We start from the raw sequence: 23072 nt of genomic DNA, 5'->3' as shown, positions 1-23072 counted from the left end.
GAGGTCACGGTCACGGCTGGTCGGCATCGCGTCAGATCACGGGCGGATCAGACCGCGTACTCGGCGTGGACGTCCCGGGTCCGCTTGTGCTCGAACCAGAACGACAGGAACGGGATCGTCCCCGCCAGCGCGGTGAGCAGGGTCCGCGACGCGGGCCAGCGGGCCTTGATCGCCAGGTCCAGCGTCATGAACAGGTACAGGATGTAGAACACACCGTGGGCCTGACCGATGTAGGTGAACCAGTCGGGCGCGTCCGAGGAGTTCTCCAGGATCAGATACTTGTAGATCATCTCCACGGTGAGCACGAGCAACCACACGCCGGTGATCCAGGCCAGGACCCGATAGCGCTTGAGCGCGCCGGCGATCCTGCCCCCCGGATCAGGCTTGCGGTTGTCGGTCTGCTGGGTGGCTGCGGCGGTCATGAAGCAGGCTTCTCCTGGTGGGTGCCGTCGGCCCGGTCTTTCCGGGCGAGTTCGGCGAGATAAGAGTTGTAGGCGTCCAGACCTTCGTCCCGGACCGCCTCGTCCCGGGCGGGTCGACGCGTCGGCAGCAGGTCCGAGGGGATCTCCGTCATGACGCCGAAGCGGTCCCGGCCCGTTCGGTTCTTCCCGGCGGCCGGATGGTCGGGCGCGCGGTGGTCGGCCTCGTCGTCGTCCTCGTTGTCGGTACCCGGTCCGTCCGCGGCACCCGCCGAGGCGGAGGCCCAGTCGTCCTCACGGGCCTCCATGCGCACGTACTTCAGGTACGCGTAGACGAGGAACCCGGCGAGGAACGGCCACATGAACGTGTACCCGAGGTTCTGCGCGGTCCCGGTGGCCTCCTGGTAGCGGGCGAGCTGCCACAGTCCCATGCCCATGCAGAAGATCGCGCCCAGGACGACGAACGCGATCCACCCCGGGCGGTGCTTGACCCTGGTCCGCGCCGGGTCGCCGGAAGCCGTTGCACTTCCGGTCGCGTGGGAGCCAAGGGTGTCGGACACGCCTCCACGGTACCTCTGACCACACGGTAAGCTCATCTCGCCCGGTACCCCCGGGTGACGCGCCCGTGGCGGAATTGGCAGACGCGCTGGATTTAGGTTCCAGTGTCTACGGACGTGGGAGTTCAAGTCTCCCCGGGCGCACCGAGTTAGGGCAGTGAATTGCCTGCTAGACGACCTGCTTGGCCTCCGGTGGCGGTCTTCGTGCCCACATCTTGCCCACAATCCCGGTGCATCTGATTCAGGGCATCGGCGACTGAATCCAGGTCCGAGTCGAAGAGGTCGGAGTACACGTCCAGGGTCATGCTGGCCTTCGCGTGCCCGAGCATTCGCTGGAGCGCCTTGACATTGGCCCCAGCAGACACTGCCAGGGATGCGCAAGTGTGACGAAGGTCGTGGATGCGGACCCGGGGGAGCTCCGCCTGACGCTGCGCACGAGCGAACCAACCCCGTCTCACGTCAGGGGAGGGCAGATAGTCGCCATCGTGCCCAGGGAAGACGAGATCATCCTCCCCAATGCTCAGAAGGTGTTGCTCCAGGCGCTGAACGAGGAACTCGGGAATGGGTACCTGACGGACTCCGGTAGATGTCTTGGGTGTCCCCTCGACCAGCCTGGACCCAATCTGTGTCACGGAGCGGTCCACATGGATGCGCCGGGCCTCCAGGTCCACGTCCCTCCGACGTAGGGCAATAGCTTCACCCCATCTAAGTCCTGTGTAGGCCAGCGTCAGGACGAGCTCGGCACGCTCACCACTGTGCGAGGCAAGCAGCGCCACTTGGCGTGCGGTCAGATACGTCCTGCGCTTAGGTTGCCGGGCGGGTACCTCGGCACCGCGGGCCGGGTTGGAGTGCAGCAGCTTGTCCGCCACCGCCACGTCCAGGATGGACAGCAGAACGGTGTAGGCCCGCTCGATGGTGGCCGGGGCTGGCTTGCCCGCCCGGCCGTCCTTGCGCTCCATCGTTGCTAGCCACCTGTTGACTCCGGTCAGCGTCACGTCGCCGATAGCCGTGGAGCCCCATGTCGGCATGACGTGGACCCTCCAGGCGGTCTCGTATGAGCGCCACGAGGATGGGGCCTTGCTGGCCTCGGAGATGGTCATCCACTCCGACGCCACCTGGGAAATCGTCGTCCTGGAAGCACTGTGCGAGACGTATCGGCCTTCCAGCTTGGAGACCTCCACTGTGTTTAAGAACGCTTGAGCTTCGCGCTTCGTCGTGAATCCCCGCTTGTCCGTCTGGCGGCGGTCAGGGGTGCGGTACCTGACGCGGTAACGGGGGCCGGACTTCGTGGAGTACCGCTCAATCGTCGCCAAGGTTCAACGCCTCCCGAAGCTCTCGACGCAGATCCTTTCCGACGCGGGCCTTGCGCTGTCTGGTGGAACCCTTGCCAGCCCTGCGGGTGCGCTCCTCGGTGTAAGAGGCCCCCCACAGCTCTGCCATGGCCTCCTCCAGCTGATCGATACTCACCCCGAGGTCTCGGGCGACCTTGCGCTCGACGTCGGTTCTACTGAGCTTTACGAGCACGAGGGCACCGTTTACCGTCGGTGCGATCTTCTCCCCGGTATGAGCATCGGTCAGCGTGGTGCGGAGATCTGCCTTCACCCGCTGGCCCGTGAGGAGGCGTCGCCGTTCCTCTGCCGGGATGGTCAGCTGCTCGGTCACCTCCAGATCCTCATCGGTCTCCAGTAGATCGCTCAGTGAGACCCCTTCGGGGTCCAGCTCCGATAAGGCATGGGCAAGGGCCAAGAGGGTAGGCAACGTGGCCTGCACCTTGCCTCTCTCCAGGTCTCCGACGCGACCGAATGACCAGCGCAGTCCGTACTTCTGGCATTGCGTAGCGACCTCCTGGAGCGTGGCTCCGGCCTCAAGGCGGATGGCTCTTGCATTGGCCCCGATCGTGGCGGGGATCGACACTGACGTCACGAACTCAGCGTACACGATAGTCGGGAGCACTACCGGACTCTCAGTAGTACTGCTAGCATCTCGGTAACAGCGGGTAGGCCGCACGGGAACACGACGACGAAAGTAGGAGAGACATGGAGGCGACAAGGCAGCTCATCCCCGCGAGGGAGATGCCCAACTACGTACCCGGGACCAGTGCGTCCTTTTGGAACCAGCGCAGGTATATGGGCACCGGTCCGCAGTTCATAAAGCTCGGGCGCAAGGTCTTCTATCGCCCCGAGGATGTTGACTCCTGGATTGCGACGAATGCCCACACGCACACATAAGACGACGAAGCCCCCCAGGCGCTCACTCGGGGGGCCGTCCTACATCGTGAGAGAGAGTTCTCAGTGATTGAGTTTACCATCGCCTCCGAGCTGGTGGCGTCTCCTAAAGCGCTGTCGATGCGTGAGCACGCGCTCGGGTATGCCCAGCGAGGATGGTCCGTTCTGCGGCTGGTCCCGAGGGGCAAGAATCCCATGACTCCCAATGGGCTCCACAACGCGACGACGAACCTGGACACTATCGACCAGTGGTGGTCCGAGGTCCCCGATGCCAACATCGGAGTCCGGCCTCCCGAGGGGTACGTCGTGCTTGACGTGGACCCTCGCAGCGGGGGCGACTTGGACGAGTTGGAACCGATCCGTCGGACGTTGATGATGCTCTCAGGTGGCGGGGGAGCGCACTTGTGGTACCGCTTGCCCTGTGAGGGCAGGGTCCGAGGAGCTCTTACCGGTGCCAGGGGCATCGATGTGAAGAGCAACTCGGGCTACCTGGTGATGCCCCCGTCGCTCCATCCTGACGGTGGCCGGTACGAGGTCGTGGTCTCTAAGGAGATCGCCGTCCTTCCCGAGCACCTAGTGGGCCGGGTAGTGCGGCTCCCTGAGCCTCATGTGCCTACCCAGGTGTCTCCAGCGGCCGCGCCCTGGCTCCGCCCTAGGGGTAGCTTCAATTCGCTGATACGAGTCGTTCTGGCCGCTGAGGTGGGCCAGCGGAACAACGTCTTGTACTGGGCCACCTGCAGAGCTCTGGACGAGGACGCGGGCGAGTATGTTCTCGACCTTCTGGCCGATGCTGCCGCGCGCAACGGGTTGGACCCCTACGAGATCGAAGCGACGATGAACTCTGCCCGTCAGGCACCTGCCCGTGTGGAGGTGGCCCGATGAGCTCCTCGGTCTACCACTCACCCAGTGCCCCCGCCTCGGTCGCCAAACAATTGGTTCGCGAGCACTTCAGCTCTGACGGGACCATGACCCTGCGTTGGTGGCAGGGCGAGTTCTACCACTGGACCGGGACAAGGTGGAAGGAGTTGGACCGAGGGGGTTTGCGCAGTCAGCTCTACGAGATCCTTGATCCAGTGGTCTATACCGACGCCGGGGGCACTCACCAGCCGTGGTCGCCGAACAGACACAAGGTTGGCAACCTCATCGAAGCGCTGCAGGCCGTCTGCTACCTGGACACTGACACCGAGCCCCACAGTTGGATCGACGGTTCCAATCACCCGCCGTCAGGGGAGTTCGTCTCGTGCGAGAACGGCCTGGTCCACATCACGAACAGGGAGCTAAACAGCCACACCCCCGCGCTGTTCAACTTCGTCACCGTCCCGTTCGACTACGACCCCGAGGCGACCTTGGAGTGTTCCCGCTAAAGTGGCCACTGCAATTAAGCGGCGAGTTCGTATATGTCTCTGAATCCTAGTTCAAACTCGGCTGGTGTCAAATAGCCCAGTGTGGAATGTCGTCGCGTCCTGTTGTAGTACTCCTCGATCCAGATGAATGTGCTCTTTTTGAGTGATTTGAGAGTGGGCCATGGGCGCGTGTGAATGAGTTCCTTCTTGTAGCTCGCGAAGAATGATTCTGCGACCGCGTTGTCGAAACAAATGCCAGTTCGCCCCAATGATCGTCTGATATTGTTTTCACTGCAGTATTTGTCGAAGTCGGTGGACGTGTATTGAGTTCCGCGATCGCTGTGGAATATGACTTCTCCGGATGGTCGACGGCGAGCGATGGCCATGTCCAGTGCGTCGGTGACCAGCTCGGTGCGCATGTGGTCGGCCACGGCCCATCCGACGACCATCCTGGAGTGCAGATCGATGACCGTGGCCACGTACGCCCAGCCGTTCCAGGTCCGCACGTAGGTGATATCGCCGCACCACTTGGTGTTCGCCTCTGCCGCCGTGAAGTCGCGGCCGATGAGGTCAGGTGCGGCGACGGGGCTGTCTCCGGCGACGGTGGTGCGCTTCCACGCCTTCGGGTGGCGGCCTTCCAGGCCTGCGGCCTTCATGAGCCGCCACACCCGCTTGTGCGAGGCCCGGTGGCCGCCGGCGGCGAGCTCGGCGCGCATGCGTCGAACGCCGGGACGGCCGTTGAGGTGCTCGTAGTGGTGCTCGATCAGCGCTGTTAACTCGTCGTCTCGGAGGTCTCGAGCTGAGCGGGACGTGCCGCGCCACTTGTAGTAGCCAGAAGTCGAGACGCCGAGTTGAGCACACATGAACGTGACCGGGTAGGAGTTGGATTCAGCCCAGTCCGCGATAGCCGCGAATTTCACCGCGGGTCTTTCGCGAACCAGGTCGCTACTTTTTTTGCGAACTCCGCCTCCATCCGGGCGTGCTTCACTTCTTCGCGGAGGCGCTCGAGTTCTGCCCGCTCGTCCTCATTCAACGGGCGGTCAGAATCGCCGTTTCCCTCGTCTCGAGTCTTCTTCACCCATTTCCCCAGTGTCATCTCGTGAACGCCGATACTGCGTGCAACTTCGGCGATCGTACGGCCATCGTCGATGACCAAACTTACCGCGTTGGCCTTGTACTCGGCAGTGAAGCTCCGACGAGTCGATCCCATAATCCGCTCCCTCTATCTTGGGGGAACTCACCGCTCATCTCCGGGTGTCCACCAGAACGGGAACGGTCCACCTGCCCTGTCTGGGACAGCTTCATGAGCTCGATTTGGCCCGAGGACGAGGAGGCTGTGCGGGCGCTCCAGGAGTGGATGGGATACGTCTTGAGCGGGCGCACCGACCTCCAGAAGATATTCATGCTCGTTGGTCCACCGCGTGCGGGTAAGGGGGTAATAGGTCGCATCCTCACCGCCCTGGTGGGCAGGAAGAACGTCTGCGGCCCTTCCCTGGCATCCCTGGCGACTGACTTCGGTCTGGCTCCCCTGGTAGGTTCCTCGCTCGCGCTGGTCTCCGATGCCCGTATGCGCAAGGACTCGCAGGTCCTCGTGGAGCGGCTGCTGACGATCTCGGGCGAAGACACCGTGGCGGCTAACCGGAAGTACAAGGAACCGTGGATCGGGAAGCTACCTGCCCGCCTGATGCTCATGACTAATGAGCTGCCACGCCTGGGGGACGCCTCACAGGCCCTCGCCAAGAGGTTCCTCATCGTCTCGATGACCCGATCCTTCGTCGGTAACGAGGACACAGGCATGGAGGGACGCCTGAGGGCAGAGCTCGCCGGAATCTTTAACTGGGCGCTGGACGGGCTGGATCGTCTCGACGAGCGTGGCGCTTTCGTCCCACCACTATCTTCACTAGAGGACCAGGAAGTGATGGATGACCTCTCCTCACCTGTTGCTGCCTTCTTAACCGAGGAGCTCGTGGAGGTCCCCGGGGAGCGCGTCAGCACGGATGCCGTCTTCGATAGGTGGCGCATGTGGCGGGATCGCAACGGACATTCTCCGACGTCCAAGTCGGGGATGACCAAGGACATTTGCGCCGCGCGGCCTCACCTCAAGTCAGTCTCCCAGTACGACCCCGACATAGGTCGGAACAGGCGGTTCTTTAACGGCGTCCGCCTGGCAAGCAGGGTCCGAGCTGCAGCAGGGGAGGTGTGACTGTGGCCCTCACACAGGTTTCAACCGAGGTCTGCGTGGAAGTGAGAGAGCAATTCCGCTGGTCGGACGGGCTCACGCTTCTCACGCGATCTTTCGGAAACCGTTTCCTATTATGTATCCCTTCTCCCTGTATCTCCTTTTTTGGGGAAAGTGTGAGAAGTGTGTTGAAAGCGTCCTGAACTGGGTATATGCCCCCGGATGTAAGTGTGAATCTGACGTGAGACCCCGTGAGAACTGTGACAGGGTCGCTAACCCGCGGTTGTCGGCGCAGCTGCTAGAGACACAGGTGTCGGATGCCACATCGTCTTCGCTTCCCGGCGTGGGTCACCGGCTCGATGGTGGAGGCCCTTTCGACGAGCCCGATGGCGGCGATCTGTGATGGGCCCGCGGTGCTAATAAGTCCCCGAGTCGCCCAGCTCAGGCCCCACTTTCCGGAGCCCCTGCGTCAGGGAGAGCCGGGACGCCGGGACGAGCCGCTCAAGTACGTGGAAGTCGCTACGGAGAACCTCACAAGCCCGCACAGGTTTGCTCGGGGAGGCAGACCGTGCCAACTTCCAGCTCATCGTGATGCAGGAGGTCTTCTCGACTACATCGGCGGCCACGACGCCCGCCCGGAGGTGCTGGAGCTGCTGGAGGATCCTGAAAACATGATCTCGGACATCGAGGTCGCAACCGGCTGGGAGGCCGTCTGATGAGCGCAGTAGTAGCTATCGTCACCAAAGATCAGTTTGACAGGGGCGACGTGGAGCGGGACTGGCAAAACCAGTATATGGCCGTTCGTGCTCTCCCTGAGAACGACGAAGTCATCGAGCACATGTTCGGTGACTTGGTCGTCAAGGGCGGGGACTCCGACGCCTACGAGTGGCGGATCCTGCCCCATCTCAATGCTGGCTGGTACCCCCCGGCCTTTCGGTACGGCGCTTACAAGGGAGCGGCTCAGCAGGACGTGCAGCGGGGTGACTGGATGATCCTCTCGGTGTTCGGTCTCATCTACGGCTCCCACCCCAGCAAGTTCGAGGCCGAGTGGGTCATTACCGACTCCGTCTCAAAGCCTCGGGTATCCGAGGCCATCAGCCCAGATCATCTGCCTCCGAAGTCCGAGTGGCAGAAGCCGAACATCGACAACCTTCCTCCGAAGTCTGAGTGGCCCAAGATCTACTGGAAGGAAAACCAGTAGGGGTGTGCACCATCGTGAGACCGACTTCTGGGACGTGTTCGTCCGGCGATTCATCTCTCCGAAGAACGGGGTCAGCTACGCCTTGTCCAAGCGGTGGGAGGTCACCAGCAAGCGGTTATGGGCCGAGCAAGAGCGGGGGGAGCAGGCCGAGAAGGAGCAGTCGTGACTTGCCCCCCAGACCATGATCGGCCATTTTGGACCCCTCCCACCACCACAAGAAGATCCCGCACGGCTACCCCGCTCCGGGGAGCGTCGGCTACCTACCGAATCCCAGGACTCCGCTAATGATCGGTGGTGACCGAGTCTTTCGGTCTGAACCTCTCGGAGCTTGATCTACCGGGCATCGCGGAGGCTGGTGAGCAGACCCCGAGGAAGCTCCCGGCCACTTGGCTGGCGCGCGTGGGGTTCGTTTGGTGCGTGCTTCCGGGACCAAATTAGTGAGGTCTTGTCGTAGGCATAGTGCAGAATCCGCTGTCATCAGTGCTCCTAAGTACGAGGATGGGAACGAGTGACTACCTCGGAAGGCCCAATCATGATGAAGATCGTCTTGCTGGCAGCGACAACGATCTTGGTCTTCGCAGGCTGCGGTAGCGGCTCCGGCGAGTCGGAGGCTCCGGAGATCGCCGCTCCCGCTACGACCGAAGTGGACGTCGCCGAGCACGAGATCGTGGTGGGGGAGCCGTTCACGATCAACAGTCCCCACTACGTCGCACACGTCACCGTCACCGACGTGTTCCGCCCCGAGACCTGCGGGCCGGTCCCGTACACGGACGTGGAGTACGACACCTTCATCGGGATCGAGATGGATGTCGAGGTCGAGTCGGGCAACGGCGAGGGGTTTGTCCCTAACGGCGTCAACGAGCGCACCGCAGATGGCTTCATCGAGAAGAACCGGAGCATCGCTGCCGTCAACTGTGAGGGCTACGAGGAGCTGTCCGCCACCCGCGTGAGGACCGGCGAGAAGCATCGCGGAGTCCTCTGGCTCCAGGAGGACGTCGACCCGAACTCGGAGATCATCTTGGAGCCGCACGTCTCCGCTGAGGAACCGGTGCCGACGGAGACCTACGTTCTCGACCTCTCGCAGTTCGATCTGGCGGGCGAGCCAGAGGCGACTGAGCCGGCAGCTGAGCCCACATCCGAGGTTGCTCCTGCCCCTGCCCCGGCCCCTGCCGCTGCGGCCCCGGCTGCCGCCCCAACCTTCGTGGAGTGCCAGCTAGCTGACGGGACTGCGCTGATGTCAGACGGCACCACGACCTACCTGGATACCTGCAACGAGTCTGCAGGTGGCCCGTACCTCCTAGAGGACGGCTCCCCGGCGATCACCTATAGCCCCGAGGATCTCGCTGATGCGAGTTACTGGAGCAACTGCATCGAGGCGGGTAACACCGCCGAGTATTGCAACGCGAACTCTCCATACTGACCCCGGAGGTACCAATGAGACCCCATTCTCCCGCATTGGGACGGTGGGGGTCTTGGAGGAGTAACCGTGTCCCCGCTCCCGTGAGCGCCCGCCGGCGGAGCCCCTATCTGACCCCTTCGGCCTCTGGTCCGTACTTTGCTACAAGCTCTCGGCAGATCTGGGATGGCGTGTAGTTCACGACGCATTGCCAATGTGTCGCGTACTCGCCCCAGGACTCGTACTTCCCGTAGCCGTTCTGTTCGCCGGTGCCGTTCGGGCTCTCGCTACTTTTTGGTTCGTTTGAAGCGCCTGGCAACGGTGGAACCACCGAGCGTGATTGAGGTTGTGGAAGGAAGTCTGTGCGGGCGGGTTGGGACTGGTCGTTGCCTCGGTACTCGATGAATGGGTCTTCCGAAAGAACGGAGCCTCCCGAACTTGTAGTCAACTCTGTCTCGGTGACCCGATACTCCACGCCGTTATCTAGTGCTCTGAACCCCCAGCCATCGACGATGAGATTGCCGATCTCAACGGAGACCCCTTGCAGTATGCGTTCGCCCTTGTAGACGAGGCTGCTGTTTGTTGAACAGATGGCGATGAGGGCGTACTCGGTGCGAGCAGTGACAAGGGTCCTGTCGGTGCCGTCGCAGCGTGCAGTGGAGTCCTGCCAACCTTGCTGATCCATGACGAACGACCTGTCCGATTGAGTCGGGGCGGGGGGCTGTGCGGATTCTGGGCTAGGGCTCTCGGGAGCCGACGCTGTGCCTCCGCCCAGCCCGCTTGAGGCCCCGCTTGAGGCGTCCAGTCGGGTTAGCGCGATGACTGCTACCGCGATGGCGATCCCCAGTGCCACTAAGGCGAGAATCGCCACCCATTTCCAGGTGGTCTGGCCTTGATTGGCTTCTTCGTGGGGGCCGGGGGAGCTGAAGTCATGGGGGCCAAGCTGGTCGTTGGTCATCTGTAGTCCACCTCGCTTGGTGCGAACTTCGAGTGTATGCACCCGTGACTCAACTTGTTGAGAGTAGTGCCCCATAGAGTGGTGTAACTCGGTGGCCGAGATCGTCTGCGATTCCGTGTTGTGTACGGATGTAGAGCGGCCACCGTGTGATCCTTCGAGTCAACCTTCTACCGAATCCTCGAACGGAGTCATCACGATGACCGCACCCCATATTGTCGACCCTGCAGGCCTGCTTAGCCAAGCCCTGACCGACGCGTCACCGGATCTGATGCGCGAGCTGCTGCAGACCATGATCAACGCCCTGCTGTCCGCGGACGCCGACGCCGTGTGCGGCGCCGAGTGGAACGCCCGCTCGTCAGAGCGCACCAACTACCGCAACGGTTATCGCCACCGGCCCCTGGATACCCGGGTCGGCACCGTCGACGTCGCCATCCCCAAGCTCCGCTCGGGCTCCTACTTTCCCGAGTGGCTGCTCGAGCGTCGCAAGCGGGCCGAATCCGCGCTGATCACCGTCGTGGCGGACTGCTACCTGGCCGGGGTCTCCACCCGCCGGATGGACAAGCTGGTCAAAACTCTCGGCATCGACTCGCTGTCCAAGTCCCAGGTCTCCCGCATGGCCGAAGACCTCGATGAGCAGGTCGCGGCGTTCCGGCACCGGCGCCTGGACGAGGCCGGACCGTTCACGTTCGTCACCGCCGATGCGCTGACGATCAAGGTCCGGGAGAACAAGCAGGTCGTCAAAGCCTCGGTGCTGCTGGCCACCGGGGTCAACGGTGACGGCCACCGCGAGGTCCTGGGCATGCAAGTCGCCACCAGCGAGACGAAGGCCTCGTGGAACACCTTCTTCGCCGACCTGGTGGCCCGTGGCCTGGGCGGAGTCCGGCTGGTGACCTCCGATGCCCACGCCGGGCTGATCGAGGCGATCGCGGCGAACCTGCCCGGGGCCGCCTGGCAGCGCTGTCGCACCCACTACGCCGCAAACCTCATGGCCGCGTGCCCCAAGTCGATGTGGCCGGCCGTGAAGGCGATGCTGCATAGCGTCTACGACCAGCCCACCGCCGAGGCTGTCAATGCCCAGTTCGACCGGCTCTTGGACTACACCGAAGGCAGACTGCCCGAGGTTGCTGACCACCTCGGCGATGCCCGCGAGGACCTGCTGGCGTTTATCGCGTTCCCCGACGATGTGTGGCGGCAGATCTGGTCCAACAACCCCACCGAGCGGCTCAACCGGGAGATCCGACGCCGCACCGACGTGGTCGGGATCTTCCCGAACCGGGATGCCATCGTTCGCCTCATCGGCGCCGTCCTGGCCGAGCAGACCGACGAATGGGCCGAAGGCCGCCGCTACCTCGGTCTCGAAGTCCTCAGCCGCTGCCGACTCACCCTGACCACCGACCCCGCCACCAGCTCGCCGACGGAGGTGAGCACCGATGACCTGATGCAACTACCCGCCTGACCACCCACGAAGGATCACCATTCAGTTACACCACTTCCAGGGGCTTGACCTTGTTGAGTAGGTTGTCGACTTTCCTCGTCTGGACCGTTCCCGTTCTGGTGGACACCCGGAGATGAGCGGTGAGTTCCCCCAAGATAGAGGGAGCGGATTATGGGATCGACTCGTCGGAGCTTCACTGCCGAGTACAAGGCCAACGCGGTAAGTTTGGTCATCGACGATGGCCGTACGATCGCCGAAGTTGCACGCAGTATCGGCGTTCACGAGATGACACTGGGGAAATGGGTGAAGAAGACTCGAGACGAGGGAAACGGCGATTCTGACCGCCCGTTGAATGAGGACGAGCGGGCAGAACTCGAGCGCCTCCGCGAAGAAGTGAAGCACGCCCGGATGGAGGCGGAGTTCGCAAAAAAAGTAGCGACCTGGTTCGCGAAAGACCCGCGGTGAAATTCGCGGCTATCGCGGACTGGGCTGAATCCAACTCCTACCCGGTCACGTTCATGTGTGCTCAACTCGGCGTCTCGACTTCTGGCTACTACAAGTGGCGCGGCACGTCCCGCTCAGCTCGAGACCTCCGAGACGACGAGTTAACAGCGCTGATCGAGCACCACTACGAGCACCTCAACGGCCGTCCCGGCGTTCGACGCATGCGCGCCGAGCTCGCCGCCGGCGGCCACCGGGCCTCGCACAAGCGGGTGTGGCGGCTCATGAAGGCCGCAGGCCTGGAAGGCCGCCACCCGAAGGCGTGGAAGCGCACCACCGTCGCCGGAGACAGCCCCGTCGCCGCACCTGACCTCATCGGCCGCGACTTCACGGCGGCAGAGGCGAACACCAAGTGGTGCGGCGATATCACCTACGTGCGGACCTGGAACGGCTGGGCGTACGTGGCCACGGTCATCGATCTGCACTCCAGGATGGTCGTCGGATGGGCCGTGGCCGACCACATGCGCACCGAGCTGGTCACCGACGCACTGGACATGGCCATCGCTCGCCGTCGACCATCCGGAGAAGTCATATTCCACAGCGATCGCGGAACTCAATACACGTCCACCGACTTCGACAAATACTGCAGTGAAAACAATATCAGACGATCATTGGGGCGAACTGGCATTTGTTTCGACAACGCGGTCGCAGAATCATTCTTCGCGAGCTACAAGAAGGAACTCATTCACACGCGCCCATGGCCCACTCTCAAATCACTCAAAAAGAGCACATTCATCTGGATCGAGGAGTACTACAACAGGACGCGACGACATTCCACACTGGGCTATTTGACACCAGCCGAGTTTGAACTAGGATTCAGAGACATATACGAACTCGCCGCTTAATTGCAGTGGCCACTTTAGCGGGAACACTCCAGTCGTCGCAAGGTAGCAGCTATCGATAGAGGTATTCGGGTTCGGAACAGGCTGGGCGTAGGTGTGCCACCGCAAGCTAACCGGCTACAACCGTCCAGATTTCGTCGTAGCGTGAGGTTATGAGCGCCGACAAGGGAAACCAGTGGTACGACGGGGACTGGGAGGAGCTGGTCGACAGAGCGGAGGAAATTCTCGCGGAAGTGGCGCGTCGTCCGGCAAGGGGGAGGGAGAAGGACTTCACCTTCTACTCTGAACTCAATGAGGCCCTAGGTGATCCGTTCGAGCTTGGAACTTGGCGGGGCCAGAATGGAATGTCGGTGCTGCTGGCCGAGGTGTCGAGGCGGTCCTACGCGGATCGAGAAGTGATGCTCTCCGCCGTTGTGCTGAGCAAGTCCGGCGGTATGCCAGGTGCAGGGTTCTTCAAGCTCGCCCGAGATCTACGCCGCATGTCTTCTGGGGAAGAGGACATCAAGTTCTTCCTAGAGGAAGTCGATAGGGTGAGAGATGCCTACCGGGAGGGTTAGTTTCCTAGTCTTTAGCAAAGTGCGGCATCTTTGACGTGGTCTCTAGGTCAGTAAAGTCCCATAGAGTGTTGTAACTCGGTCGCCGAGATTCGATCAAGCAGGTCGGCGTGGTGCTCGACATGAGGTGGCGCTCGGCACCTTGAGTGTGTCGGGGACTGCTCGGCCATGCTCGTGGTCGGACCTGGGCGGGCGTTACCGACCTTGCTCACGGGCGGAGGCGTTGCGTCAGGTCTTCCGGGACTTCGTCGCCTTGGCGTCGGGATTCAGCACGCGGATGACGGTGGATCTGGAGACTCCGAACATCTCGGCGATCCCGTCGAGGGTCTCGCCCTCGTCGCGCATCTTTCGTACCTGCTCCACCTGTCGCGGATTGAGCGAGGGTTTCCGCCCGCCCTGCCGTCCTCGGGCCTTGGCCGCTGCGAGTCCAGCGCGGGTGCGCTCGATGGTGAGCGACCGCTCCATCTGTGCGACCGCTGCCATGATTGTGAACAGCATCTCGCCCGCCGGGGTGGCGGTGTTGATTCCGTCGGTGACGGAGTGAAACCCGATCCCTTCGTTGCGGAACTGCTCGACCAAGGTGACGAGGTGGGCAGTTGAGCGACCCAGCCTGTCGAGCTTCCACACAGTGAGGGTGTCGCCGTCCCGGATGTGGCCGAGGGCCGCGTCCAGGCCGGGGCGGGCCTTCGTCGAGCCGGAGACGCCATGGTCCCAGAACACGCGGCCACACCCCGCGGCCTTCAAGGCATCGAGCTGCAGTGTGAGGTCCTGGTCCCCAGTGGAGACGCGGGCGTATCCGACCTTGGTCGGGTCGCCGCCCTCGTAGCGGATCGGGTTTTCGGCGGGGAGTTTGGTGGCGGCCATGCTTCTACCGTGTCACATTCCATGTCCGAATTCAATAGATAACGGACACCAGTTGTGAATCATTGCCGCCTGCGGGAACCGGTGCGGCCTGAATGGGTGTCACATTCGGTGGATAACGGACACATTGATTACGCGTCTTCCACGGCCGGTTTTTATTGCAACCGGTCGACTAGTCGGTGCCCATCGGGCCACCCCGCGATGTCGAGGGGGTCGATCTGGTGGTCCAAACTCTGGGGTGGACATGCGGACGTGCCCGAGACGGCAACGGTTGGCGCTCAAACCTGCAGGTCGTTAAAATTGGTGGGTTTGTAACGCTTGCGACTCTGATATTGAGACGGGCCTCTGAGGCAGTGTGACCACGGAGTTCCAGTGACGGGTCCGCTCGTCGCTGAGGTGTCTCGATGCCAAGGATCCGAGGCAGTGTAGGTCAGTAGTCACGGCAGGACGGGCGCGAGCAGCGGAGGGTGTCGGACGTCCTCAGTAATCTTCAACCCTATGGGAGAACTACTCGGAGACCAGTCGGCGTTATTCGGGCTGGCCACGCTCGCGGTCTCTACTGTGTCTCTTCTAGTAGCGGGATTGTCGCTCAAGGTCGTCCGCCACCAGCTCGTGACTGCAAAGAAGCCGTTTGGGATGGGTATCGGCTTCGGTGTCCAGGAGATCGGTATCAGCCGGGAGATTGACGGACGCAAGTATGCAACTTGTGTGGTCAACTTCGACGTCGTAGGGCCAGGTGTTCTCTACGATGTCAGCTTCCACGCATGGACCTCAGGCGCGTTCCTAAAATCTGGGAGCGAATGGGTTCCGATCTCTAAAGCGCCGAGTGTCTTCCGACTCGACAGTTCGACCGAAACCATTGTTGCGCAGGTAGTCGTGCCTGCGGATCGGGTGGCTGTCACAAAGATCGGGGTGACGTGGGCTGATACATCCCGGCGGGGAGGGATCGTCACGCACGCAGTAAGGATGCTCCCGCGTCCGAAGGGTGAGAAGGTGATACCGGACGCTCTCGGTAGATATGAATCCTGGGTTCAAGGAAAGTCATTTGTGCCTACCCGCGTGGCCCAGTGGATCCTTCGTCGCACAGCCAGGGAACTCCCGTCTGGCCAGGTCGATGTGCCCGAGTTGGTGAGGTGCGGCCTCTCCCCTGTAGGAGGGCGTTTCGTGGTCGTAATCGAGCCGCCACACCGCCCGGGTTCTGGGCCGCTCGCCATCGGTGATAGGCGAGGGAAGCCTTGAAAAGAAGCTGCCGGTTCTCGGGGGACGCCCACCTACCTAATCTGAGGTCGCTTACCCGCAATGATGTCGCGGACGTAGCTTCCGAGGTGTGCGACGTTCTCTCCGCGCCAGCCGTGCGCTGCGGCCCACTGCCGCACGAGTTTGTCGTCTGGCCGGAAGCCCCGATCATGGAGGTCGAGTAGTGGTTTTACCGTGTCGCGCTTGTCGTACCCGCGACTTCCGATGGAGTTGCTCTGGTTGATCAGGCTGGTGATGGTCTCAAGCGCGGAGACTACTTCCGGTTCCAAGGTCGGCTCTGGTTCGTCTTGCATTTCCGGGTCGCGGGAGAGGAACTCGGCTCCGACTTCGTTCGCCCACAGTCGGAACGGCTCGCCCCACATGACGACGGCGAGCGCAGACGCCCCGTAGTGGCAGATCGTGGCCAATTCGTCGATGTCGGGCCATAGAGCTAGGACGGGTCCACGTGAGCCGTGATATGTGCTGCCTCGTCCAGTCGCAGTCCTGACACCGGGCATAGCGGCGATGCGCTGTGCGAGTTGGTTATCCCTGAGCGACTGCTTCTGCGGAGCCCAAAGCACAGCGTCTTTGGAATTCTCAGATACGTGATCCAGGACCCAGCGCCAGGCGAGTCGAACGCCTTCATTTGCTTGGTCGTCCTCGGCGACCGCGCACGGATAGTCGATCATTCTCTCGAACACGTGATCTCCTAATTGTCGGACACTGATCTGCATTCGGGCAGCAGCATAGGTGCGCGGTACGACATCGTCGGCGTGAGAAAACGGTCTGTCGCTATTCCTCGACCTACTCGCCGTCACCGTCCAGCAGTCCGAACTTCTTCGCGGCTTCGGCAACTTCGGCAAGTCCCGCCGTGAGCGCGTCGAGCAGTTCGGGGTTGGCGAGCGCAGCGGTGCCCATCTCCTCGGTCGAGGTCATGTGCTCGAACAGGACCCTCTGGACCTTGCTCTTGAACTTGGCGGACTTGCTCATCTGTTCGCCGGTGTTCTCCGATGCCATGTCGGACACCTCGGTGTCGCCCGACAGGGCACCCCACATGGCCGTGACGAAGCCCTGCTTCTCGCGGTTGTTCGCGGTGATTCCGGCGGCGGCGAACCGGGCGTTGACTTCCTCGATGACGCGCTCGAACGTCTCTTTCACCGGGGCGGGCATGGAGCCGGTCTGGGGCAGGAACTCAGGGCTCTTCAGCGGCTCCTCGCTGCCCTCGGTCAGCGCCATGTCCTCCTCGATCCGGTCAGGAACGACACCGACTCCGGACAGGGTCACGCCGCCCACGTAGTCCTCCTCTTGGGGGCGGTCGGTGATCTTGAGGTTGCGTCCCAGGATCATGGCGAACGCGGCCCGCTTGGCGATCTCGATGTCGGCGTAGTCGATGATCTGGGTGAGGAACTCCCAGGCGTTCTTGTACTTGATGAGGTTGGTTCTAAAGTCCAAGATCTCCTGCGACCTTTCCTTGTCCCCGGCCAGTTTCGCCTGCTTGTACTCGCCGTTCCAGACGTGGACGATGGGCGTGATGAGCTTGCGCAGCGTCTCACCGTTCTCGCCCGCCGCGTAGGCGTCGGCCACCTCGATCATCTTCTCGGTCGAGTAGAAGCCCGCTGTATCCAGCACGTCGGCCAGGTCGTGGAGGCTGTTGGGATCTACCTCGCCGTGGACCTGCGCGTCCGAGTAGTAGACCTTGAAGTCGGCCTGGATGTCCTCGGGGGTGTTGATGAAGTCAAGGATCATCGGGGTCGGCTTGTTCGGGTAGACGCGGTTGAGCCGAGACAGGGTCTGGACGGTGGTGATTCCCGAGAGCTTCTTGTCCACGTACATCGCGCACAGTCGGGGCTCGTCGAAGCCGGTCTGGAACTTGTCGGCCACGATGAGGACGCGGTACTGGTCGTCGGTCTTGAAGGCGTTCTCGGTGTCGCCGCGTTGGTTCAGTCCGGCCTCGGTCAGCCCGGTGGCTGTCGGGTCGTCATCGAGGTCGACGGAGCCGGAGAACGCCACCAGGGTGCGCATATCGCCGTACCCCTTCTTGGCGATGTACTCATTCATCGACAGGGACCACTTCACCGCTGCCTGGCGGGACGAAGTGACGACCATGGCCTTGGCGTGCCCGTCGAGGTGGTGCATGACGTTGCGTCGGAAGTGCTCTACGACGACCTCGACCTTCTGTGCAATCGAGGTGCGGTGCAGGCGGACGAACCGAACCAGATCCGAGACCGCCTCGCCGCGATTGACGTGCTCCTCGCGGCCCAGCTCGTCGCGCACGCTCGCGAGCATGTCGTAGGTGGTGTAGTTACCCAGCACGTCGAGGATGAAGCCCTCGCCGATAGCCTGAGCCATCGTGTAGGTGTCGAACGCCAGGTAGGTGACATCCTCGCCGTCACCGTGCTTGGAACCGAACAGCCGCAACGTCTTGGCCTTCGGGGTGGCCGTCAGAGCCACGTACGTCAGGTTGATCGCCTGCGACACGGCGGACTCCTGCGCGGTCAACAGATCGTCCCCGGTCAGTGGCTCACCGTCCTCGGACTCGGCCACCGCATCGGCAAGCAGGCGTCGCAGCGCCAGTGCAGCGGAGCCGGTCTGGGATGAGTGCGCCTCGTCAGCGATCACGCACCACTTGCGGCCTTCCAGATCACTACGGTCCCCGATGATCTTGAGAACCTCGGGGAAGGTCTGGAGAGTGCAGGAGATGATGTGCCCGCCATCCCTCAGCGCCTGGAGGAGCTGCGGAGACTTGGCCCCACCGGCTTCGCCGACCGGAACGATCAGACCCTCGGATGCCTGAAGCAGTGCGATGTCATCGCGGATGTTCTGATCCAGCACCGTGCGGTCGGAGATCATGATCACCGAGTCGAACAGCTTGTTACCGCCCGCGTCGTGTCTGCGGATGAGGTTGTGCGCCATCCACGCCATCGTCTTGGTTTTGCCCGACCCGGCAGAGTGCCAGATCAAGTACCGGTCACCCACGTCGTTCGTGAGGATGTCGGAGACTACGGCCTCGGTGGCTCTAAGCTGGTGAAAGCGCGGGAAGATCAGCCGCCCGGCGGTGCCGATGGCCTTGCCCTTCTTGTCCCGCTTGGCCGGTTCCCACAGTGCGTAGTCATTGAGCAGCCGCAGGAACAGGTCACGGTCGAAGACCTGCCGCCACAGGTAGTCCGTCGCCGAGCCGGTCTCCGACGGCGGATTGCCCGGTTGTCCGTCCTCGGTGCCCTGGTTGAACGGGAGGAAGAACGTGTCCTCGCCTTTGAGTTCGGTGGTCATGTAGACCTCCGAGTTCGACACCGCGAAGTGGACCAGACAGCGCCCCGGTGCCAGCAGTGCCCTGGACTTCCCTCGTCCCGGCTTGCGGTCGCGGCGGTACTGCTTCTTGGCTTCGTCGATGGCCTGGGTGTTGTCGGTCTTGAGTTCCATCGTCACCACCGGCACGCCGTTGACGCACAGCACCAGGTCGATGGTCTCGTTTGTCTCAGCGTCGAACCGGACCTGCCGGATCACCCGCAAGCGGTTGGTCTTCGCGGCCTCGACAGCGGTGGTGAGGATCGGGTTCGCGGGCGGGTACGCCGCCATCGCACCGAAGGTTGAGGTCATGTGCCCGGCGCGGGTGTATTTGAACCCCTCCCGTAGCGCACCGAGTAGCCCGCCACGGATCTTGCCGTGCGCGGCGTCGTACTTGACCTTGCCGCCCAGTACCCGCTCGGACAGGTGCGTGAGCAACAGGTGCTGCGCCAGCGCGCGCTCCACGTCCGACCCGTTATCCGGGACAGCCTTGGCGTACTCCGTGGGATGGCGGTACTCCAGCCACGCCAGCGCGTCCGGACCATGCAAGGCCAGCTCCGGATCCCAGCCGGTGTCTGCGGGGTCGTAGAGCCAGCCACGCTCAGCGAGCGACTGGCAGATGTTGTTCTCGAACTCGCGCTCCATCAACACGGCGGTGCTCACGGGACGGGAACCTCCTTACGGCCAGTGACGACCTCGGTGATGAGCGCGGACCGGCGCTCGGCCAGCAGGGCTTTCAGCTTCTGAGCATCCGCGATCATCGAGTCGATCTCGTCTTGCCGTGACCTAATGAGTTCGATGGCTCGCCGCTGTTCATCAGGGGACGGTAGGGGGATGCGTAGAGCCTTGACCTGCTCAGCATTGAGATTGTTCTGCGTATTACTCCGGTAATAGAGCGGGAGTTCCGGTTTCAGAAGTGTCAGGGCATGGAATAGCCAATCCGGTGAAAGGGTTTCCGGCTCGATTGGAGACAGTCCTAGGATGGCCTGATTCCAGGTCGCATTGATTCCGAGAACTGAAACGGCACCTACGCTCGCGTACATCGCGAACAGTACAGTTCCGGGTTTGCCTACGGGTAGCCGCGCTGTCTCTATCCCTAGCTTGGTTACCGACTTCTTGGTTTCTGAAACGGAGTCGACAGTGCTCATGTCGGAAATGGCGACCCACGGGGTTCCAGTGTCGGATTCATCCCACATAGACAGGTCCGAAGTTGGAGGTGTGCCGCCCGAATTGAAGTCACACAACATCCCAAGAGAAACTCTCGGGGCATCCAAGACCCCCTCTGATCCCACGACCGCCTCTCGACGATCACGCAACCTCTCCACCAGCTCATCTAGCTCAGCCGCCATCGCGTCAATCTCCGCCGTCTCTCGGTCCAGGTAGTCGGCGATGGCGCGTTGGGTGGGGAGCGGCGGGAGGGGTACCGGTATCTGTCGCATGCTCGTGAAACGAGTCGACCAGAGATCCCAGTGAATACCGGTTCCAAACCGAAAGAACTCCTCCTGGAAAGGAACTGACCGAAAAAGATGGTGGGCATACTCTTTGTCGAGTAGGTGGGGGTTTGGCGTCATTACCGAGTAGACAACCGATATTGTCCCATCTTGTCTGGCGAGCCCCGCCGCGCCCCGCCTATCAGACCTGGAATTGATGGCAATGTCGCCCGCGCGAACTACTTTTCTGCTGGAAGTGTTCGCAGACTTGGCTACACCCGCCAACTGTGCAGTTACACCCTGCTTTCCGACAGATAGCGGAGCGAGGTCTGCTGCGTCACCCGTCTCGGAGCGTTCCTCAACAAGTGTGCCGAGGGGCCAGAGTTCGTACCGGCTCCCCGCGAACGCTGAATTATCGGTGTAGCTCATTCCCGCACCGCCTTGAACTTCGCTTCTAGGCTCGCCATGACTCGGGCGATGTCGGCGTCGATTTCCTCCAAGGGACGGACCGGCTCTGGCTTGTAGAACAGCCGGGTGAAGGGGATCTCGTAGCCGACCTTGGAGGCAGCCTCGTCCCACGTCACGTCGGGCGCGAACGGAAGCACCTCGCGGCGCATGTGCTCGTCCACGTCCTCGGACAGCGGGATGCGCTCGGTCATCGAGAACCCATCCACTAGGACGGGCTTGCCGGTGCGAGACACCGCCGGGGGAGCCTCGGGATCGTCGTGCGCGACCGCGTCCATGATCGCGTCGATCAAGCCGGTGGGCATCTTGACACCTGCGGCCTTAGCCCTGGTCTTGAGCAGGGTCGGCAGGCTGTTCCAGACCACGCCGTCCAGTTTCTCGACGATGGAGCGGTGACCCTCTACCGCTGCTGGGTGCGTCATGGATTCCTCGACGGCCTCGGACGTCACCTTGGTGGCGTAGTGCTTCTGCTTGACCACCGGAACGTCGCGGTAACCGAGGTCGTCGGCGGTGACGATCTTCGAGTGTTCGCCGTCCTCGAACGCGGTGTAGAGGTCTAGGACAGCCTCGCGGTCGCTCTCACTCATCTCGCGGGTCTTGTCTCCCATGCCCTTACGCATCGGAGACCAGAATGGCGCGGCGTTAATGAGTTGGATCTTGTCCTGGCGGTGCGGCTCCTTGTTGTTGTCCAGGATCCACACGTAGGTGGCGATTCCGGTGCCGTAGAACATCTTCTCCGGCAGCGCGATGACCGCGTCCACGAGGTCGTTCGTGAGCAGCCATGCGCGGATCTTGTCCGGTCCGGACCCGGCCTTGCCGGTGAACAGGGGTGAGCCGTTGGAGACGATGGCGGCACGCCCTCCGGCACCGTTCGGACCCTTTGGGGCCATCTTCGAGGCCACGTGGCTCAGGAACAGCATCTGCCCGTCAGACACGGCAGGAAGTCCGTGCGAGAAGCGGGACCCGGGAACCTCTGCCTGACGCATGACCTCGGACTTGGAGACCGACCAGTCGACACCGAAAGGCGGGTTGGACAGGACGTAGTCGAAGGTCGCGCCCTCGTAGCGGTCCACGCGCAGGGTGTCACCCTGCTTGATCGACTCGGGACGACCGCCCTGGATCAGCAGGTCAGCCTTGCCGATGGCGTAGGCCCAGTCCATCATCTCCTGCCCGTAGAGGGTCACGTCGATGTGCGGGTTCATCTCCTCAAGCGCCCGCTGCGCGACCAAGAGCATGCCGCCCGTTCCGGCGGTCGGATCGTAGACAGACCGGGCCGGTGCCTTGCCGGTCAGGCCCTCGTCGTCGGAAGCGAACAGCACGTCGACCATGAGCCGGATCGCATCACGCGGCGTGTAGAACGCACCAGCGCCCTTGCCCTTGGTCGTGAAGGCGCGGAACATGATGTCCTCAAACAAGTCACCCATGCTCACGTCGGGGATCGTCTCAGGGTGCAGGTCCATCGCCGCGAAGTGCCGAATGATCTGCCAGAGACGACTGCTCCGCTCCAGGGTGGCGATCTTCTCTCGGAACTTGAACGCATCCCAGATATCAGCGATCTGCTCGGAGAACCCGTCGAGATACTCCAGGAGCGATTCCTGTACGTGGTCGTCGGTCTTGCCGATGACCTCCAGGTCGAAGCGCGAGGTGTTGTAGTAGCCGAGCCCGAACTTCGAGTGGACGGCCATGTTAAGCAGTTCACCGGTGAACTTGCCGGACTCGGCGAGTGCGACGACCTCGTCCTTGGTATCGGTGAGCAGGCACTCAAGTCGGCGCAAGATGAGGAACGGGAGGATGTACTCGCCGTAGTCCTCGGGGTCCACGACGTTGCGCAGGTACTTGTCGGCGGTGTCCCAGACCGCTGACTGGCTGATCTTGGCAACTTGAGCGCTCATGGTAGTCATTATCGATGATGAGTTAAGTTGCGTCTCACAGACCCCAGGGACGGGAACGTAGGAGAAGGTCTGCAGGTTGTTGTCGTTGTCTCTGGGCTGTTCGTCGGTAGCCCTCGAGGGTTGGCAACCCATGCCCACAAATTGCCCACATTCTGCCCACAAACTCGTAGAAACCAGCAGGATGGGCAGCGATCTCGAAAGGCTCAAACTGCAGGTAGGATCGATTTCAGCGCAATGGACCTGCAGCGTCTAGCGAGTTCAAGTCTCCCCGGGCGCACAGGTCTTCCCTCGGA

24 protein-coding genes and 1 tRNA gene are annotated in these 23072 nt (G+C 62.3%); 13 read left to right on the top strand and 12 right to left on the bottom strand.

Going from position 1 to position 23072, the window contains the following annotated elements:
• Positions 1–47: 47 nt before the first annotated feature.
• Positions 48–422, bottom strand: a complete 375-nt coding sequence (locus tag CK206_RS05710; RefSeq protein WP_096905843.1) for a DUF3817 domain-containing protein — start codon at positions 420–422, stop codon at positions 48–50.
• Entirely contained in the window at positions 419–979 is a 561-nt protein-coding gene (locus CK206_RS05705; RefSeq protein ID WP_096905842.1) for a hypothetical protein, read from the bottom strand. Before CK206_RS05705 ends, CK206_RS05710 begins: the two co-directional genes overlap by 4 nt.
• 59 nt (positions 980–1038) lie before the next feature.
• Here CK206_RS05705 and CK206_RS05700 point away from each other — a divergent pair.
• Positions 1039–1120, top strand: a tRNA-Leu gene (locus CK206_RS05700).
• 5 nt (positions 1121–1125) lie between these two features.
• Here the strand turns inward: CK206_RS05700 and CK206_RS05695 are convergent.
• On the bottom strand, positions 1126–2289 hold the full coding sequence (locus tag CK206_RS05695) for a site-specific integrase (RefSeq protein ID WP_096905841.1): 1164 nt from the start codon (positions 2287–2289) through the stop codon (positions 1126–1128).
• On the bottom strand, positions 2276–2929 hold the full coding sequence (locus CK206_RS05690) for a helix-turn-helix domain-containing protein (protein WP_096905840.1): 654 nt from the start codon (positions 2927–2929) through the stop codon (positions 2276–2278). The genes CK206_RS05695 and CK206_RS05690 overlap by 14 nt, the downstream gene beginning before the upstream one ends.
• Positions 2930–3267: 338 nt before the next feature.
• Between CK206_RS05690 and CK206_RS05680 the strand changes: the two genes are divergently transcribed.
• Both CK206_RS05680 and CK206_RS05675 read left to right on the top strand, forming a co-directional pair.
• Entirely contained in the window at positions 3268–4083 is an 816-nt protein-coding gene (locus CK206_RS05680) for a bifunctional DNA primase/polymerase (RefSeq protein ID WP_096905838.1), read from the top strand.
• Positions 4080–4565: a hypothetical protein gene (locus tag CK206_RS05675; RefSeq protein WP_096905837.1), complete on the top strand. Its 486-nt coding sequence runs from the start codon at positions 4080–4082 to the stop codon at positions 4563–4565. Before CK206_RS05680 ends, CK206_RS05675 begins: the two co-directional genes overlap by 4 nt.
• A gap of 14 nt (positions 4566–4579) precedes the next feature.
• Here the strand turns inward: CK206_RS05675 and CK206_RS05670 are convergent, their stop codons facing one another.
• Positions 4580–5464, bottom strand: coding sequence for an IS3 family transposase (locus CK206_RS05670; RefSeq protein WP_205475956.1), 885 nt, complete (start codon positions 5462–5464; stop codon positions 4580–4582).
• Positions 5461–5754 carry a transposase gene (locus tag CK206_RS20090; protein WP_205475954.1) on the bottom strand — a complete coding sequence of 98 codons (294 nt, stop codon included), beginning with the start codon at positions 5752–5754 and terminating at the stop codon, positions 5461–5463. Before CK206_RS20090 ends, CK206_RS05670 begins: the two co-directional genes overlap by 4 nt.
• Between CK206_RS20090 and CK206_RS05665 the strand changes: the two genes are divergently transcribed.
• From CK206_RS05665 to CK206_RS05650, 5 genes are all read left to right on the top strand, one after another.
• On the top strand, positions 5644–6747 hold the full coding sequence (locus CK206_RS05665; RefSeq protein WP_256385626.1) for a phage/plasmid primase, P4 family: 1104 nt from the start codon (positions 5644–5646) through the stop codon (positions 6745–6747). The two genes, CK206_RS20090 and CK206_RS05665, sit on opposite strands and share 111 nt — an antisense overlap.
• A 293-nt stretch (positions 6748–7040) precedes the next feature.
• Positions 7041–7439: a hypothetical protein gene (locus CK206_RS19475; protein ID WP_143337697.1), complete on the top strand. Its 399-nt coding sequence runs from the start codon at positions 7041–7043 to the stop codon at positions 7437–7439.
• Positions 7439–7924, top strand: coding sequence for a hypothetical protein (locus CK206_RS05655; protein ID WP_143337696.1), 486 nt, complete (start codon positions 7439–7441; stop codon positions 7922–7924). Before CK206_RS19475 ends, CK206_RS05655 begins: the two co-directional genes overlap by 1 nt.
• Before the next feature lie 4 nt (positions 7925–7928).
• Positions 7929–8090, top strand: coding sequence for a hypothetical protein (locus tag CK206_RS19840; RefSeq protein ID WP_159981083.1), 162 nt, complete (start codon positions 7929–7931; stop codon positions 8088–8090).
• A gap of 366 nt (positions 8091–8456) precedes the next feature.
• Entirely contained in the window at positions 8457–9344 is an 888-nt protein-coding gene (locus tag CK206_RS05650) for a hypothetical protein (protein WP_096905833.1), read from the top strand.
• A gap of 103 nt (positions 9345–9447) precedes the next feature.
• Here CK206_RS05650 and CK206_RS19470 read toward each other — a convergent pair whose 3' ends face one another.
• Positions 9448–10278 (bottom strand): hypothetical protein, encoded by an 831-nt coding sequence (locus tag CK206_RS19470; RefSeq protein WP_143337695.1) that lies wholly within the window; start codon positions 10276–10278, stop codon positions 9448–9450.
• Positions 10279–10474: 196 nt separating this feature from the next.
• Between CK206_RS19470 and CK206_RS05645 the strand changes: the two genes are divergently transcribed.
• From CK206_RS05645 to CK206_RS05635, 4 genes are all read left to right on the top strand, one after another.
• Entirely contained in the window at positions 10475–11734 is a 1260-nt protein-coding gene (locus tag CK206_RS05645) for an IS256 family transposase (RefSeq protein ID WP_096905832.1), read from the top strand.
• 150 nt (positions 11735–11884) lie between these two features.
• On the top strand, positions 11885–12178 hold the full coding sequence (locus CK206_RS20085) for a transposase (protein WP_205475954.1): 294 nt from the start codon (positions 11885–11887) through the stop codon (positions 12176–12178).
• Positions 12175–13059, top strand: a complete 885-nt coding sequence (locus tag CK206_RS05640) for an IS3 family transposase (RefSeq protein ID WP_205475956.1) — start codon at positions 12175–12177, stop codon at positions 13057–13059. The genes CK206_RS20085 and CK206_RS05640 overlap by 4 nt, the downstream gene beginning before the upstream one ends.
• Positions 13060–13208: 149 nt before the next feature.
• Complete coding sequence (locus tag CK206_RS05635) at positions 13209–13613, top strand: hypothetical protein (RefSeq protein WP_096905831.1); 405 nt, start codon at positions 13209–13211, stop codon at positions 13611–13613.
• 225 nt (positions 13614–13838) lie between these two features.
• On the opposite strand, the gene CK206_RS05630 is transcribed toward CK206_RS05635, so the two are convergent.
• On the bottom strand, positions 13839–14474 hold the full coding sequence (locus tag CK206_RS05630; protein WP_096905830.1) for a recombinase family protein: 636 nt from the start codon (positions 14472–14474) through the stop codon (positions 13839–13841).
• Positions 14475–14969: 495 nt separating this feature from the next.
• On the opposite strand from CK206_RS05630, the gene CK206_RS19465 reads away from it, so the two are divergent.
• Positions 14970–15710: a hypothetical protein gene (locus tag CK206_RS19465; protein ID WP_143337694.1), complete on the top strand. Its 741-nt coding sequence runs from the start codon at positions 14970–14972 to the stop codon at positions 15708–15710.
• A gap of 32 nt (positions 15711–15742) precedes the next feature.
• On the opposite strand, the gene CK206_RS19460 is transcribed toward CK206_RS19465, so the two are convergent.
• From CK206_RS19460 to CK206_RS05610, 4 genes are all read right to left on the bottom strand, one after another.
• Positions 15743–16408, bottom strand: coding sequence for a hypothetical protein (locus CK206_RS19460; RefSeq protein WP_143337693.1), 666 nt, complete (start codon positions 16406–16408; stop codon positions 15743–15745).
• Between the two features lie 103 nt (positions 16409–16511).
• Entirely contained in the window at positions 16512–19655 is a 3144-nt protein-coding gene (locus CK206_RS05620; RefSeq protein ID WP_254050491.1) for a type I restriction endonuclease subunit R, read from the bottom strand.
• On the bottom strand, positions 19652–20851 hold the full coding sequence (locus tag CK206_RS05615) for a restriction endonuclease subunit S (protein ID WP_096905828.1): 1200 nt from the start codon (positions 20849–20851) through the stop codon (positions 19652–19654). Before CK206_RS05615 ends, CK206_RS05620 begins: the two co-directional genes overlap by 4 nt.
• Positions 20848–22779 (bottom strand): class I SAM-dependent DNA methyltransferase, encoded by a 1932-nt coding sequence (locus CK206_RS05610; protein WP_096905827.1) that lies wholly within the window; start codon positions 22777–22779, stop codon positions 20848–20850. Before CK206_RS05610 ends, CK206_RS05615 begins: the two co-directional genes overlap by 4 nt.
• Positions 22780–23072: the final 293 nt, after the last annotated feature.

The organism is Dietzia sp. WMMA184, assembly GCF_002441635.1.
In the GTDB taxonomy this organism is placed as follows: domain Bacteria; phylum Actinomycetota; class Actinomycetes; order Mycobacteriales; family Mycobacteriaceae; genus Dietzia; species Dietzia kunjamensis.
The sequence above is the reverse complement of the archived record's forward strand: the minus strand, read 5'-3'. Positions and strand labels throughout refer to the sequence as shown.

What these genes read in the sequence shown, in the direction of transcription:
- CK206_RS05710 (WP_096905843.1), bottom strand. Translation starts at nt 422, where the DNA reads ATGACCGCCGCAGCCACCCAGCAGACCGACAACCGCAAGCCTGATCCG.
- CK206_RS05675 (WP_096905837.1), top strand. Translation starts at nt 4,080, where the DNA reads ATGAGCTCCTCGGTCTACCACTCACCCAGTGCCCCCGCCTCGGTCGCC.
- CK206_RS20090 (WP_205475954.1), bottom strand. Translation starts at nt 5,754, where the DNA reads ATGGGATCGACTCGTCGGAGCTTCACTGCCGAGTACAAGGCCAACGCG.
- CK206_RS19475 (WP_143337697.1), top strand. Translation starts at nt 7,041, where the DNA reads ATGCCACATCGTCTTCGCTTCCCGGCGTGGGTCACCGGCTCGATGGTG.
- CK206_RS05655 (WP_143337696.1), top strand. Translation starts at nt 7,439, where the DNA reads ATGAGCGCAGTAGTAGCTATCGTCACCAAAGATCAGTTTGACAGGGGC.
- CK206_RS05650 (WP_096905833.1), top strand. Translation starts at nt 8,457, where the DNA reads ATGATGAAGATCGTCTTGCTGGCAGCGACAACGATCTTGGTCTTCGCA.
- CK206_RS19470 (WP_143337695.1), bottom strand. Translation starts at nt 10,278, where the DNA reads ATGACCAACGACCAGCTTGGCCCCCATGACTTCAGCTCCCCCGGCCCC.
- CK206_RS05645 (WP_096905832.1), top strand. Translation starts at nt 10,475, where the DNA reads ATGACCGCACCCCATATTGTCGACCCTGCAGGCCTGCTTAGCCAAGCC.
- CK206_RS20085 (WP_205475954.1), top strand. Translation starts at nt 11,885, where the DNA reads ATGGGATCGACTCGTCGGAGCTTCACTGCCGAGTACAAGGCCAACGCG.
- CK206_RS05635 (WP_096905831.1), top strand. Translation starts at nt 13,209, where the DNA reads ATGAGCGCCGACAAGGGAAACCAGTGGTACGACGGGGACTGGGAGGAG.
- CK206_RS05630 (WP_096905830.1), bottom strand. Translation starts at nt 14,474, where the DNA reads ATGGCCGCCACCAAACTCCCCGCCGAAAACCCGATCCGCTACGAGGGC.
- CK206_RS19465 (WP_143337694.1), top strand. Translation starts at nt 14,970, where the DNA reads ATGGGAGAACTACTCGGAGACCAGTCGGCGTTATTCGGGCTGGCCACG.
- CK206_RS05615 (WP_096905828.1), bottom strand. Translation starts at nt 20,851, where the DNA reads ATGAGCTACACCGATAATTCAGCGTTCGCGGGGAGCCGGTACGAACTC.
- CK206_RS05610 (WP_096905827.1), bottom strand. Translation starts at nt 22,779, where the DNA reads ATGAGCGCTCAAGTTGCCAAGATCAGCCAGTCAGCGGTCTGGGACACC.